Origin of the sequence: Hymenobacter montanus (assembly GCF_014699115.1) — a bacterium.
Lineage (GTDB): Bacteria > Bacteroidota > Bacteroidia > Cytophagales > Hymenobacteraceae > Hymenobacter > Hymenobacter montanus.
Window position 1 is genome coordinate 1 of the sequence record NZ_JACXAD010000043.1, and the last position, 14,803, is coordinate 14,803.

General features: G+C 60.4%; 8 protein-coding genes. 3 read left to right on the forward strand and 5 right to left on the reverse strand.

Features of this window, described 5'->3' with window-relative positions; translation table 11 throughout:
* The coding region (gene otsB / locus IC235_RS21665; RefSeq protein ID WP_191007309.1) for a trehalose-phosphatase at positions 1-1,178 on the forward strand (1,178 nt) is incomplete at its 5' end.
* A 124-nt stretch (positions 1,179-1,302) separates the two neighbouring features.
* Here the strand turns inward: otsB (IC235_RS21665) and IC235_RS21670 are convergent.
* The 4 genes from IC235_RS21670 to IC235_RS21685 form a co-directional block, all read right to left on the reverse strand.
* Positions 1,303-3,120: a glycoside hydrolase family 15 protein gene (locus tag IC235_RS21670; RefSeq protein WP_191007310.1), complete on the reverse strand. Its 1,818-nt coding sequence runs from the start codon at positions 3,118-3,120 to the stop codon at positions 1,303-1,305.
* Between the two features lie 324 nt (positions 3,121-3,444).
* On the reverse strand, positions 3,445-4,920 hold the full coding sequence (locus IC235_RS21675; protein ID WP_191007311.1) for a hypothetical protein: 1,476 nt from the start codon (positions 4,918-4,920) through the stop codon (positions 3,445-3,447).
* A gap of 52 nt (positions 4,921-4,972) precedes the next feature.
* Entirely contained in the window at positions 4,973-7,825 is a 2,853-nt protein-coding gene (locus IC235_RS21680; RefSeq protein ID WP_191007312.1) for a TonB-dependent receptor, read from the reverse strand.
* Positions 7,826-8,059: 234 nt separating this feature from the next.
* Entirely contained in the window at positions 8,060-10,024 is a 1,965-nt protein-coding gene (locus tag IC235_RS21685) for an OmpA family protein (protein WP_191007313.1), read from the reverse strand.
* A 796-nt stretch (positions 10,025-10,820) separates the two neighbouring features.
* Between IC235_RS21685 and IC235_RS21690 the strand changes: the two genes are divergently transcribed.
* Both IC235_RS21690 and IC235_RS21695 read left to right on the forward strand, forming a co-directional pair.
* Positions 10,821-12,593, forward strand: a complete 1,773-nt coding sequence (locus tag IC235_RS21690) for a serine hydrolase domain-containing protein (RefSeq protein WP_191007314.1) — start codon at positions 10,821-10,823, stop codon at positions 12,591-12,593.
* Positions 12,594-12,938: 345 nt separating this feature from the next.
* Positions 12,939-13,298, forward strand: coding sequence for a hypothetical protein (locus IC235_RS21695; protein ID WP_191007315.1), 360 nt, complete (start codon positions 12,939-12,941; stop codon positions 13,296-13,298).
* Positions 13,299-13,625: 327 nt separating this feature from the next.
* On the opposite strand, the gene otsB (IC235_RS21700) is transcribed toward IC235_RS21695, so the two are convergent.
* Positions 13,626-14,803, reverse strand: a 1,178-nt coding sequence (gene otsB, locus IC235_RS21700) for a trehalose-phosphatase (protein WP_191007316.1), incomplete at its 5' end; no start/stop codon positions are given.

Genomic DNA, 14,803 nt, shown 5'->3' on the forward strand with positions numbered 1-14,803 from the left:
AGTACCGCACCATCAGCTGGAACCCGGTCCATTACTTTTACCGTTCCTTCCCGTTCGAAGAGCTGGCCGCTCTTTACCGCCTGGCCGAAGTAGCCCTGGTAACGCCTATGCGCGACGGCATGAATCTGGTGGCCAAAGAGTTTGTCGCTAGTAAGACTGACCAGCGGGGCGTGCTCATCCTCAGCGAGCGGGCCGGGGCAGCCCGCGAGCTATCTGACGCCCTCATCATCAACCCCACCAACCTCAACCAGCTGGTCGAGGCCCTGCACGAAGCCCTGGTGATGCCGGAGGAGGAACAGCTTACCCGCATGGCCAATATGCAGGCCCTGGTGCAGCAGTACGATGTGTTTGCCTGGACCAAGCTGTTCATGGACCGACTGGCTTATGCCAAAACCCAGCAGCTCAACCTGGCCACCACCCGCCTGCGGCCCGCCACGGCCAAGCAGTTGGTGCGGGAGTACAACCAGGCAGAGCGCCGGCTGCTCTTGCTTGACTACGATGGCACGCTGGCGCCCTTCCATAATAATCCACAACGGGCCCAGCCCGACCAGGAGCTACGCCTGCTGTTGCGCGCCCTTAGCGATAATCCCGAGAACCGGGTGGTCATCATCAGCGGGCGCGACCGGGGCACGCTGGAGAAGTGGCTGGGTGATTTGCCGCTCGACTTCATTGCCGAGCACGGCGTGTGGCTGCGGGCGGCCGATGAGGAGTGGCACCTGTTCCAGGAGCTGCGAGCCGACTGGAAGCGCGACCTCCGCCCGGTGCTGGAGCTGTACGTGAGCCGTACGGCTGGTTCATTTATCGAGGAGAAGGACTATTCCCTGGTCTGGCACTACCGCCGGGCCGACAACGAGCTCGGAGCCAGCCGGGCCCGCGAGCTCACCAGCCACCTTACGTTTATGGCGTCCAACACCGGCTTGCAGGTGCTGGAAGGCAACATGGTGGTTGAAATCAAGAACTCCGGCATCAACAAGGGAGCAGCGGCTGCCCGTACACTGGCAACCTACCACCCCGACTTCATCCTAGCCATTGGCGATGACCGCACTGACGAGGACACCTTTGGGGCAATGCCGCCCGAGGCCTACACCGTGAAGGTGGGAAGTGCCCCTCGCTCGCTGGCTCGCTTTCACGTAAGCGACTCAACCGAAGTGCGGAACTTGCTCCGCAGCCTGCTCTAGCTTCTTCTGAATTTCTGAATTAAAAATTAAAAATGGAGAATTAAAAATTGATAGTGGGGACCAGGAGTACTTGCCCTCGAGTCATTTTTAATTTTTAATTCTTCATTTTTAATTCAAAAAAGGCTTACACAAAATTCGGCCGGTCCAGCTTTTTCGCAATCCGGTAGGCGGCGTTCATCAGCCCCACGTGGCTGTAGGCCTGTGGGAAGTTGCCCCACTGCGAACCGGTTTTGGCGTCCACGTCTTCGCTCAGCAGGCCCAGGTGGTTGGTATAGGCGGTGAGCTTCTCGAACTCCCGGATGGCGTCGTCGGTGCGCCCGACCACCGCCAGGGCTTCCACGTACCAGAAGGAGCAAATCAGGAACGTCGTTTCGGGCGTCCCAAAGTCGTCGGCGTGGCGGTAGCGGTAGAACAAGCCCTCGGGCGTTTTCAACTCCTTTTCCAAAGCGGCCAAGTGGGTGCGGGCCCGCTCGGAGCTGGAGTCGAGGTACCCCATCAGGATGAGCTGCAGGGTGCTCGCGTCGAGGTGGGGCGAGCCGATGGCGTTGGTGTACGCGCCCAGCTCGGGGTTGTAGCACTGCTCGATGCGGCGGGCCGCTTCCTCGTTCAGTTTCGTGGCCAGCGCTTCCATCTCGGCATTGCCCAGGGCGCGGGCCACCTTGCGGGCGGCGTGGCTGCCGGCCCAGTGGAAGAGGTAAGTGTAGCAGTGGTACTGGGCGAGGTGGCGAAACTCCCACAGGCCCGCGTCGGGAATATCCATGGTGGCCTGAATCAGGTTCAGCGCCTCGTAAATCAGGGTTTCGGAGTTGGTGCGCTCGGGGTTTACGAAGCGCCGGTCGACGTAGAGCGGCAGCAAGGCTACCAGCACCTGGCCGTACACGTCGTTCTGCACGTGGGTGTAGGCGTCGTTGCCGATGCGCACTGGCTGGTTGCCCAGGTAGCCCTCCAGATCCAGCTCCTGCTCGGTGAGCTCCGACGAGCCGCTGATGCCGTACAAGGGCTGATACTTGTCCTTGATTTTGGTGGAGATGTTGGCGATGTAGTGAAAATACCGATCCATCTCCTCAAAGTGGCCGATGTTGTTGAAGGCCGTGAGGATGTAGTAGGTGTCGCGCATCCAGCAGTAGCGGTAGTCCCAGTTGCGGGTGCTGCCGGGAGCCTCGGGCAGGCTGGTGGTAGTGGCCGCGATAATGGCGCCGGTATCCTCGTACTGGTGCATTTTCAGCGCCAGCGCCGAGCGGATCACCTGGTCCTGATGGAAATCGCCGATGCTCATGCTCTTCACCCAAGTGCGCCAGTAGTCGACGGTGCTGCCTAAAAACCGCTCGGCGGTGCTTTCCAGCGGCGCTTCGAGCGGGGCTCCGTACGTTAGCACCAGGTACTTGGGCTCGTTCAGGGCGAAGTCCTCCCCTTCCAGCACGTAGGTCAGGGGAATATTGGTGGTGAGGCGGATCTCCTCTTCCAGCCCCAGGTAGGCGATGTGGTTGGAGCTGCGGCGTCGACTAAGCGTTTTGCGGCCGTACTCGCCCACCGGGTCACAACTTACGTGCACCCGGGGAGCCCCGGTCAGGGGCTCCAGCTTGCGGATAAACATCAGCGGCTTATAGTACCGGTCGTACTGGGCAAAGCGCGGCGCGAAGTCCGTGACGCGGTAGCAGCCATCGGCCGTCTCCACTTCGGTGCACAGCACGTTGGTATTTTCCAGGTAGTACTGGCGCGAGCCAAGCACGGTACCATTAGCGGGGCGCACGCTGTATTCACCGCCTTTGCGCGTGTCGAGCAGGCTGCCGAAGACAAAGCTGCTGTCGAAACGGGGCCAGCACAGCCAGCGCACGGCCGTGTCGGTCCCAATCAGGGCCAGGAAGGCACAGTTGCCAATCAGTCCTAATTCATAGGTGTGCTTCAGGGCCGGGGCGGTTGGCAGCAAGGGTTCAGCTCTCATAAGTTGCGGGTAAAGTGGAGCACTGGCCGGGTGGCAGTGCCCGGTGGCTGGTACGAAAAGACCCGGCAGCCACCCGCCAGGTCCCCACCCGAATACGCCAAAACGCAGTCGGGGTTCGCGTACCACCTCGTTGGGAGCACTTCCACCACCTGGCCGGGAGCGGGTTGGGAGAGTAGCGCGGGGCAAGCAGTAGTTTCTACCGTAGCCGTCGGCTTTCACCCGGCCCCTCGAAAGGCAACGGCCGGTAGTCAGCCTAAATAAAAAACCAGGGCTGTAGTACAGCCCTGGTTTCTATTGGTATTGCTCGTTTAGGAGCAGAAAGAACTAGTAATCGGTGTTCTGGGGGTCGAAATTTGTCCAGCCTGCCATCCAGTTGTCGGCCGTGGCGCCGGAGCCCGAGAAGGCCCCGATGTAATTCACCGGCGTGAAGAAGGGTCCACTCACTTTGCTATCGGTAAAGTTAGCCGGAACAGTTGCGGTCGTGATGGGCGAAGCGGTGCGGGGAATGAAGCTCGGCGAGGTCAGGTTGAAGGCGTTCAGCAGCTGCACGTCGTCGGCGGTGGTATAGCGCCGGTTGCCATTGGCCTTCAGCCAGGTTACGGGACCCGTCGCCGCTCCCCAGGCCGAGGAGTCGGTGCCCATAGCGTTACTGGGCGTCAAGCTGCCCGCGCCTGGAGTTGACAAGAAGATGATGCTGCGCTGCCCCCGGGTGGAGTTGGAATTCGTGAGGGAACCAGCTACGATGTTGTTTTTAAAGCGCGCATCGTTGCTGGCAATGTTGCCCGCTGTGGGGGGGCCATCAATCAGCACGGCCGTAGGGAAGCCCATAATCACCGAATTCAGGATGCTGATGGCGGAGTTCCGACGGATGTGCGCCCCGGCGACGTACTGGGCGCTGTAGTTAGAACTCGTTGGGTTCAGAATAGGCCCTACGGCGGTGATGTTCGAGAATACGGCCGATGTTTTAGGGCCATTATTCGAGCCACTGGCGTCGTTGTCCGACTCAAACGCTTTGGAGCCCGACTGGTCGGCCTGCAACGGGTCGCGCAGCGCCACGGCAAACTGCACGTTGCCCGAGAACCCGTTGTCGGTGTCGAAGTCGTCGTCGAAGCCGCGGTGGGATACCAGGTATTTGGCATTCACCGTACCGCCGAACCACTCAAAAGAGTCGTCGCCGCTGTACGACACCTGGATGTGGTCCAATGTGGTGCCTTTCCCCACGGCACACAGCGTAAGGCCGTTCACTTCATTGTTGGGCGAGAAGGCCACGCCGCCAAACTCAATGCGCACGTACTGGAGGGTACCCGAGTTATCGTTCTCATCAGTACCACCGTACTGGGTGGTGGGGCCGCCCTCCACCGTCGGGCGCGTCGTGCCAGAGATGGAATTCACGGGGGCGTTGCCGGCCAGGATAACGCCCCCCCAGTCGCCATAATTACGCGAGCCCTTGGGTTGGTTCGACGTGAAAATGATAGGTCTATCTACCGTGCCGATGGCGTTGAGCCGGGCGCCGGGCTCCACGATCAACGCTCCCTTGGTATCCTTGTCGCCTTTGATGATGGTGCCGGCCTCAATGGTGAGCGTCGCCCCCGAGCGCACGTACACGTAGCCTTTGAGCAGGTATTTATTGGCGGCCGTCCAGGTCGTGTTGGTGGTGATGGGCGCATTTACCACGATGGCTTGCCCAGGGGTTTGAGGAGTACCAGTGCCCGGAGCCGGGGTGGTGTCTTTCTTGTCGCACGAGGCCAGGCCCAGCAGCAGTGCCGCAACCAGAGCGAGGGAAAGCGTATTCTTTTTCATAGCAGGGGTGAAAGTGAGAAACAAAGCTTATGGAGAATGCGAAAGGGTTCAATTAGGGAAGCGGCGTCGTGGCGCGGGCGCGGGGCTCGAGGTTGAAACGCAGCCCCAACGTGTAGTAAGTGCCACGAGCGTAGCTGCTGAGCGAGGGGTCGGCAGCCGTGTATTTTTTGTTGTTCTCGTAGTCCTGCACCAGGTTTACCTTCTGGTTCAGCAAATCCTGAACGCCAGCGTTCAGCGCGAAGCGCGATGAGAGCGTTTTGGTCAGCGACAGGTCGACGGTGTGGCGCGGCAGCTCCACCACGTCGGGGTACTGGTCGCTACCCGCGAAGAGAATGCGCGGTCCAAACACGTTGTAGAGGGCCGCCAGCTGCCAGCTGTTGTCGGGCGTCTGGTAGTACAGGCCACCGTTGAACACGTAAGGCGACTGGCCCTGCAACGCCCGTTTCTTGTTCCAGGCCACGATGTTGTCGCCCAGGCTCACCTGGCTCTTAATCAGTGAGGCGTTAAACACCACCGACAAGTTTTTCAGGCCCGAAGTGTTGAAGGCATCATCGAGGAAAGCCAGATCCTTTTTCAAATCCAGCTCCACGCCGTAGGCGTAGGCACTGGGGGCGTTGGCGAAGGTGTAGGCCAGGTTCGTGGTAAGCACCACCACGTTCTCGATCGGGTTCTGAAAATTCTTGTAGAACGCGCCGATGTGAATCAGTTCGCCGGTGCTGGGATAGAGCTCGTAGCGAAAGTCGAAGTTATCGATGGTAGCCACCTTGAGAGGGCTGTCGGGCTTGAGGTACAGCGAGCCATAGTTCAGCACGTTGAAGTCGAAGTCGTAGAAGAAGAACGGGGCCGCCTCGCGGAACTCAGGGCGGTTCAGGGTGCGGCCGTAGGAGGCACGTACCAGGTTCTTCTTGTCGAAGTTGTAGCTCAGGTTGGCCGAGGGCAGTACGAAGTTGGTGGTCACGTCCTGCGACACGGGCTGGCCGTTGAGACCAGTCGTGATGGACTGCACGTTGCGCTCGTAGCGGGCCCCCGTGACCAGCTTGAACTCATCGGTCAGCGGGACGTTAAATGACAGATATCCCGCCTGCAACTCATTAGAGGCCGAATACCGGTAGGTCGAGTTGAGGTCCTCATCGACCCGGAAGCCCTGGGGACCGATGTTCTGCGGGGCAAAGATGTTACCGACCTCCTCGTTGCGCAGGCTCTGCACCGCACCGGGGTTGAGCGAGTAGCCCAAGGCCCGGGCGTTGAAGTTCCGCTTGCGGTATTCCAGGTAGGTACCGGCGCCGATTTCTACTTCCCGGGCTGCCACCGTCACCTTATGCTTAAGATTGCCGGTGACCGTGAAGATATGCTCATTCAGGCGCTGGTAGAGGCGGCCGGCGTTGTTCACGTCTACCTGGCCGCCGCCGGGCGTGAGTACCGTTTGCAGGTCGGGCTGCCCTTCGGTAGCGGCCGGGCTCACCTGGTACGATACCCGACGCAAGTCCGGCTCGTCGCGCAGGGAGTAGCCGTAGCCACCCACCCAGTCGAAGTGGGTTTTATCCTTATTGAAGGTGTGGGTACCGGCGAGCTGGCTCGTGTATGTGGTCCGGCCTTGGTAGCTGGCCAGGTAGCTGCGCCGGTTCAGCACGCCGTTGTTGTCGAAGCCCTGACGCGTGACCTGCTGGTTACGGGCCTGCTGGCTGAACAAGTTGCGAAACTCAAGCCGCCCCCCGTTGTTGAGCTGCAGGCTGAAATTCTGAATGGCGCCCAGGCGCACGTTGTTGGTCGACTGATCGTCCTTGAACTGGTCGGTACGCGCCCCCGTGATGTCGAACAGGTTGCGGTTGATGTCAAAGCGGGTGAATACGTTGCTGTAATTGACCGACGTCACACTGCCAATCTGCAGGCCCTTCAGGTTGATCTGGTCCAGGTACGAAGCGTTGAAGCGAACGTCGGGCATGGCGGTCATCTTGTAAACCCCGAACGTGTTATCCAGCTGGCGGGCGTAAAAATCCCGCTCCTGCTGCTGGTAGGCCGAGCTTAACTCCGGGAAGCCGTTAGGCAGCCCACGCTTGATGGCCCCGAACCCGAAAGCATCCCCGGTCTGCGCTTTGTCGGTAAAGAAATCCTTGCCAGTGGTTCCATCGCGGAAGCCGGAGGAGTAGTTCACGGTGAGCAGCTTCTCGTTGAACACTGGCTTGCGCAGATACACCTTCACCAAGCCACCGGCGAAGTCACCTGGCAACTCGGGCGAGGGGTCTTTAAACACCAGCACCCGGTCGAGCAGGGCGCTGGGCACGATGTCGAAGGAAAAGGACTTGCGGTCCGTCTCGGAGCTGGGCGCGTTCACGTCGTTCAGCCACACGGTGTTGTAACGGTCGCTGAGGCCCCGGACCTGAATAAACCGGTTATCGACGATGGTAACGCCCGGAATCCGACGGACGACCTCAGCCGCGTCCCGGTCCTGGGTTTTTACGATTTGCTCCGACGAAACCCCGCTGACCACCACGTTGGCCTGCCGGATCTCCGAAATCACGGCTATCTCGGTGTTGGTGCGCCGCACTCCGTTAACCACTACTTCATTAAGCTGCTTGTTGTCGGACTGCAGCTCGCCGTTGACTTCCGTGGCTTTGCCCGCTACCACGGCTATGTTCGCGAGGGTTACCGTTTTATACGATACCGACGATACGACCAGCGTGTATACCCCCACCGGCACCTTATCAAGCAGAAAAGAGCCGTCTACCCCCGTAGGGCCCCCAATCGTCGTGTTTTCCAGATGAACCGTGCCGCCAATAATGGGCTCGTTGGTCGTGCCGTCTTTAAATGTGCCTTTGATGCTACCCGTGCCTTGCGCCAGGGCCGTAACCAGGGTAGAAGTGCACAATAAGACGACGAGGAGAATGCGCGTAATGGTGTCTTGCATAATGGGTGCAAAATTCGTGCACCCTTGTTGCCTTAATGTGCTGGCTTCTTTACCGGATTGTTACCGATACGCCCGCTGTATTCATATTTTTTCTATTTAAGAGATATTTATCAGAATCTGGATATCCAAATACCTGCCAGCAAACCAGATTCGTGGTTGCAAACCTCTTGGCTCCCACTACCCCGTCAGCAATTGAGCCCGCAGCGCGGGAGCCCTGGGTGGCGGGCTTCTCGCCTACTGCACACTAGTCACCCGAAACTCGACGCGGCGGTTGAGCTGGCGGGTAGATTCCTGCGCGTTGCTGGCGGTGGGCTCCGCTCCCCCCAGCCCGATGCCCGTAATGCGCGCGGCAGCAATGCCGTGGGTCACCAGGTAGGTCTTGACGGCGGCGACGCGCTGCTCGCTGAGTGAGACGTTTTTCTGGGGGGGACCCACATTATCAGTATGGCCGCGCAGCTCGATTGTCAGGCCCGGGTTGTCGGATAGCAGCCACAGCAGCTTCTGCAGCGCCGGCAGCGAGGACGGCAGCAGCACGGCCTTGCCCTGCTCGAACTGCACGTTGTCGAGCACCTGGGTCGTGCCCACCGCCAGCGGGCGCAGCAGAATGTCTTGCACGACCGGACCCGGCGTGGCCGTCCAGACACTGTCGACGGTCATGTAGCCCGCCAGCTCAACCTGGTAGGCGTAGGGGTGCCCCGCCATGCCCGAGAGGGAAAAGCGGCCATCGGGGGAAAGGGGCACCGGTGCTTCGCTCCTGAAGTGCACCTCGGCCCGGGGCAGGGGTTGGTAGGTGAGGGCGTTCAGCACTCGCCCGCGCCAGGTAGCCGTGGTTGGCGGGGGGGGTAAGGGCAATGCGCGCCCCATCCGAAACACGTTGCAGCCGGCCAGGTCGGTGTAGGTTCCCGAGCGCACCAGATGGGCCCGGCGTTGCCCCAGGTCGGCCTGGTACAAGGCCGTGGGGCCGGCCAGGAACAACCGGCGCTGACCTGATTGGTCTTTTTGCATCAGCAAGTCGCTGTAGCCGCCACGCTTGGGCAGGCCGGCCAGCACCATTAACTCCGGCGAGGGGCGGCGACTGTCCAGGTCCACCTTCAGCAGGGAGCCGTTGGTGCTGTACACCATATATAAGGTGCGGGTATCGTCGAGGCAGAAATTGCCGTGGGTGCCGGCCCCGTCAAAGGCGATCATTGGGTAAAATGGTGCCCGCCGCATGGGGTCGGACGACCAGACCACCTTCACGCTGCCGTCGGGGGGGCTCACCTTCACGAGCAGGTTGGCGTCGGAAGTAAGAAAATACAGGTCGCCATGCTCATCGGTAGCCCCCGAAATCCAGCTGACCTCGCGGCCCTGCCGCGGCAGCTTCCAGGTAGTGTACCGACCCTGACGCGTAGCCGGGTCGTAGCGGTACACCAACTCGCTGGTATCGGTGGGGGCTTTGGTTACCGAGTACAGGCAATTGTCGAACCCCTTGGCCAAGGCGTACGACTGGAAGGGGAGCACGTGGTAGTGTACCACGGGTGGGGCCTTGGGGTTGGACGTCGAGAACTCGTGAATCGTGCGGCAGTCGTCTTCCCAGTTGCCGTTTCTAAGGTGCGAGGCCGCAATGCCGTACATCTTGCCATCGCACACCTGGTCGGCATAGCGCAGGCTGGGCCAGGCGTTGTTCGTAAAGGTGAAAGAAGTGATTAGCCGCCGTCCTTCGGCCAGGTAACGGTCGTCCTGCTCCACCGGGCCTCGGTACTCAATCCGAAACTCGTACCCACCGCGCCAGAGCTGGCGCCCCACCACGTGGGTGCGGGCCGGGCTGGCAGGCGTTAGAGCAAAGGTATAATCGTAGCGTACCTCCTCGTAGCTCCCGAAGTCTTGTTGGCTGACGCGGAGTACCTGGGCCTGCGGCAGCCGTTGAATGCGGCGCCAAAGCGAATCCTGCTCGCCGGCGGCGGTCAGCTTAAGGGTTTTCTGCTTCTCGGGCAGCGTGCGAACGCTAAGCGTAGCCATCACCGGGGCCAGGTGCTCGGCCGGATTGGCAATAAACGTTGTTTCCTGTTTGTCACTGGCCCCCTTGCGGAGTAACCAGGTTCGGGGGTACATCAGTTGGTAGCGGGCATGAGCATCGGTATAAACAACGAGAGATGGAAGCTTCTGCGCATGCAGCACCAGTTGACAAACGAGCAGCCCCAGCGTCAAAAATAACTTCATAAATAGCGTCCACGGGCATTAACTAGCAAATGAGCCACAAGCTACGAAACAGCCCTGGCATACTCGTTTCGTAGCCAGTTAAAAGGAGTATATGTTAGACTATAATCACCGGTTTGCACGCTTAACCCGACTCGAACCAGGGGCCTATGCGGCCATCGCACGCCTATCTGCGCAGTAGCTACTTGCCTTTGGCGGGGTGCCCGCGCCGGCAAAGGCTGGCGGAGAGCGCGAGCAGATGTTGGCCTACTCCCGCGTATTCTTCGGCCATCCGGCGCACGGCAGCGTGATTTTTGTTTCGGGTTGCGCTCTCCACTACCCGCTAATAGCCTGAAAATCAATACGATATTTTCCTCCTGGCTGCAACCCGACGAGCTCCGCTTGACGGTCGGGCCCATCTGAAAATCTATCCGCCCCTTCCGTTCGGGCACTCCGCCCTGCAACCAGCTAAAGCAGCCACCCCGGGGTCATGGCTAAAAACCGGATGCTGCCGGGGGGCGGGGTCAAAAAGAAGACTTTATTCACTTATTCTCTTCTCATAATAATTCAAATACTTGCGACGGAGAGATTCCCATTATAACAACCTTGCCATCTCATCATACGTAGCGGCCTAAAGTATCCTTATTCAGCTATAAATGCGCCATAAGGCTTACTTATACGATAGCTTGCCCCATCCGGAAAATAAATTAAAACACCTCTTCAAAAATTTTTTATTATTAGCCTAATACAATAAATTTGTTTTGTTGAACCGATGAGCTTAGGTGGCAGAGTCGAGGCATTGACATAACAATTTTTCGGCTTGAAACTCCTCCTCATCCTCTTATTCGGGCTGCAGAGTCTGACCTGCGCAGCTCAGACGGGCATTGCCGTACCGGAGCTGGCGCATTGCGACGAATCTATTCAGCAGTTTATGCGCCGCTGGCAATTACTGGGCGCCTCGGTGGCCCTATCGAAGGATGGCAGGCTGGTGTACGACCGGGCTTTTGGCTACGCCAACTTAGCGCGTACCGCCCCCCTGCAGCCTTATCATTTACTGCGGGTGGCGAGCATCTCCAAGCCCGTGACGGCCCTGGCCATCATGAAGCTGGTGGAAGCCGGGCAGATTGTCCTTTCCCACAAAGTATTTGGCCCCGATGGTTACCTCAACAGTCCGGCTTACACGCAAGAGCTACGGGACCCCCGCCTTTACGACATCACGGTGCAACACCTGCTGGAGCACACCGCCGGCTGGGACCGTAGCATGGGTTGCGAGGGCTACGAGGGCTGCGACCCCATCAATTTCCCCGCCCACGTGGCCCGGGTGATGCACGCCGCCAACCCAGTGGGCGACTCCACCCTCCTCCGCTTTATGCTGCGCGAAGGGCTCCGCTTCGCGCCGGGTACCCATTTCGCGTACTCTAACGTGGGCTACCTCGCCCTGGGCAAGGTGCTGGAGGCCGTGACGCACCAGCGCTACGAGGCCTGGGTACGCGAACACCTGCTGCTGCCCAGCGGCATAGCCGAGGCCCACCTGGGCCGCAACCTGCCCACTGACCGGCTGGAGCGGGAAAGTAACTACCTGAGCCGCTACCGCATGCGCTCGTGCTACAACGGCGGCCGGCAAGTGCCCGCGGCCTACGGGGGTTTCCAGGTAGAGGCCATGAACGCCCACGGGGGCTGGTTATTCTCGGCCCGCGACTTGGTGCGGCTGTTGGTAGCCGCCGACGGCTTTCCCTCACGGCCCGACATAGTGTCGGCGGCCACGCTGCGCACCATGACGGAGCCTTCGGCGGCCACCCGCTGGTACGCCAAAGGCTGGATGGTGGACGGCAGCACCTGGTGGCACACTGGTGAGCTCGATGGCACGGCCAGCCTCGTGGCCCGTACCGAAAGTGGTTACACCTGGGCCATTTTGCTGAATACCTGCAACGGCTCGCCACAATTCTGGCGCGAGCTGGAAGCCCTGGGCTGGACCTGGCTGGCCGGCACTAAAACCTGGCCCGGCCACGACCTGTTTGCCCCCGAGCGCAACGCCACCCAGCTCCGGACCAGCGCGCCCGATGCCGCCCATACCCAGCTTACCTGGACCAATGGCAGCGGCACGGCGCGTCTGCTGCTGCTCAAGCCCGACAGCCCCAGCACGGCGTTCCCGACCGAGGGTACCAGCTACCCGGTCGCCAGCCGCCTGGCCGACGGTACCCTGGTGGCCGCCAACGGCCCGGACAGCACCGCGCTGCTGGCGCGCCTGGACCCCCACCGCACGTACTACGTGCGGGTGGTGGAGTACCGGCAGGACACCGCCACCGGTAATCGACCCGTGTACACCCTCGACGGCAACGCCGTGCGGGTGCTGCCGCCCACGGTACTCACCCAGTCGCTGTTCGCCTTCCACCGCTTCGCGCAAAGAGCGCGCGGCCTCGGCCCCCCCGACAACCCGCCGCTCCCGGTACAACCGCCTCTGGCCAAGGCCGCGCTAACGGGCCACCCAGCCCCCGAGGCCCTGGCCTTGAACCTGGAGCTACCCTCCGGGGCCCACCTGCGCCGCGTTCGCCGGGCGTGGCGGGCCAGCGTGGCCCGTCTCATCAGACTTTAGCAGGCACCTGAATGAACGGCAAAAGCTTCCGGCGCTTGAGCAGGCACCCCAGTAGCTCAAAAGTCGGCCGAGCGGAGCAGCGTGCAAACGGAAGCAAGCCAACCGGGTGAGAACGGCTTCCCGCGAGCTGCCCGGCTGCTTGACGTACGGCAGGAATACTGTTCAGCCAGGTCACTCACTCACGCCAACCTGGAGTTAGGCAAGCTGGGCCGGCGGGCTCACTATTATTCAGGATGTATGATCGTTACAGACTATCAGCAGCTTGGGCCATTTATATTTAGTCGGATTTTCTAATCTGTAAGGGAAAAGGAAGCGTAAAGACGCTGAATCTTTCCCCTGCGTCCGATGCCTATCCACCGCGAACTAGACAAAAAACTGAGCAAGACGTACGAGCCCTCTGCCCGTATTGACGACGTATTTAAGGGCTACGACATTACCTTCCTCACCAACGAGCACGGCGAGCCGGTAGTGCTGTTTTTCGGCCGGCGCCGGCCCGATGGCATTATCGCCGGCGAGCGCTACACCCGGACCATCAAACGCGAGCCGGGCAGCTTGGCCGTGAAGCACAGCCCTGGGATTTGCAGGGCAAAATCATGCGCTAAAGGCGGCCCATCGGAGTTTGGGTGGGAACGCGGCCGCTCTCCCCGGGAACGTACTGGCACGACCTGCAAATGCCTACGCCTGGTAGCAGGCCGGGTACCTTGAGGGCAGCACCTCCAGGCTGTGGCCGATGCTAAACGGTCGGATGTAGGGGCGCAAGCTTCTATGACCATGCCGCGCCGATCGAGATAACAAGCATCACGCAAGTTATAAAGCAAAGAAATAAACTTGATGATATAGCATTTATATCATTATACCTGGATTATACTGTCATTCCAAGGCTGGGTTAAGGTGATAAGTCAGTATTAATAGTGTATTGTGAACTCGTGTAAGTCTTTTGGAAATTAACAATGAAGATTAAAAATGACCCGAGAAAAAGCACTCCTAGCCCCGTTGTCAACTTTTAATTCTTCATTGTTAATTCAAATAAAGCTAGAGTAGGCTGCGGAGCAGCTGCCTGATCTCGGCGCTGCTGGGGCTGGAATAGCGGGCCCGCGAACGGGGCGCGCCGCCGACCTTCACGGTGTAAGCCTCGGGCGGCATTGCCCCGAAGGTGTCCTCGTCGGTGCGGTCGTCGCCGACGGCCAGGATGAAGTCCGGCTGCTCGGAGCTCAGCCAGCGGCTGGCCGCCGCCCCTTTATTGATGCCAGTGTTCTTGATTTCGATGATTTTATTGCCTTCCAGCACTTGCAAATCGGTATTGGAGGTAATGAAGGTGAGGTGGCTCATCAGGTCGCGGGCCCGCATGGCGCCCAGGTCGGCATCGGCCCGGCGATAGTGCCAGACCAGGGAATAGTCCTTCTCCTCGATAAACGAGCCGGCGGTGCGGCGCACGTACAGCTCCAGCATGGGCCGCAGCTCCCGCTTCCAGTCGGCCCGCAGCTCCTGGAACAGACGCCACTCTTCCCCGGCCCGGCGCAGCCACACGCCGTGCTCGGCCACAAAGTCGAGCGGCAAATCACCCAGCCACTTCTCCAGCGTGCCCCGGTCGCGCCCGCTGATGATGACCACCCGGTTCTGGGGATTATCGCTAAGGGCCCGCAGCAGCTCCCGCAGCTCCGCGTCGGGCGCGGCCTGTTGCGGGTTGGCCCGGAAGCCTACCAGCGTGCCGTCGTAGTCGAGCAGCAGCAAGCGGCGCGCAGCCGCGTGGTAGTCGCGCAGCAGCTCCGCCATCACGGCCTCGTCGAGGGTGTTGGTGGCGAGGGTATGCTGCTTGATCTTGCTGTAGGCCAGCCGGTCCATGAACAGCTTGGTCCAGGCAAACACGTCGTACTGCTGCACCAGGGCCTGCATATTGGCCATGCGGGTAAGCTGCTCTTCTTCCGGCATCAACAGGCCCTCGTGCAGGGCTTCGACCAGCTGGTTGAGGTCGGTCGGGTTAATGATGAGGGCGTCGGATAGCTCGTGGGCCGCCCCGGCCCGCTCGCTGAGGATGAGCACGCCCCGCTGGCCGGCTTTGCTGGCAACAAACTCCTTGGCTACCAGATTCATGCCGTCGCGCACGGGAGTCACCAGGGCCACATCAGCCAAGCGGTAAAGAGCCGCCAGCTCTTCGAACGGGAAGGAGCGGTAGAAATAATGAATGGGACTCCAGCTCATGGAGCTGTGGC

Coding starts and splice junctions, on each gene's coding strand:
- IC235_RS21695 (WP_191007315.1), top strand. CDS start 12,939: ATGCCTATCCACCGCGAACTAGACAAAAAACTGAGCAAGACGTACGAG.
- IC235_RS21675 (WP_191007311.1), bottom strand. CDS start 4,920: ATGAAAAAGAATACGCTTTCCCTCGCTCTGGTTGCGGCACTGCTGCTG.
- IC235_RS21685 (WP_191007313.1), bottom strand. CDS start 10,024: ATGAAGTTATTTTTGACGCTGGGGCTGCTCGTTTGTCAACTGGTGCTG.
- IC235_RS21670 (WP_191007310.1), bottom strand. CDS start 3,120: ATGAGAGCTGAACCCTTGCTGCCAACCGCCCCGGCCCTGAAGCACACC.
- IC235_RS21680 (WP_191007312.1), bottom strand. CDS start 7,825: ATGCAAGACACCATTACGCGCATTCTCCTCGTCGTCTTATTGTGCACT.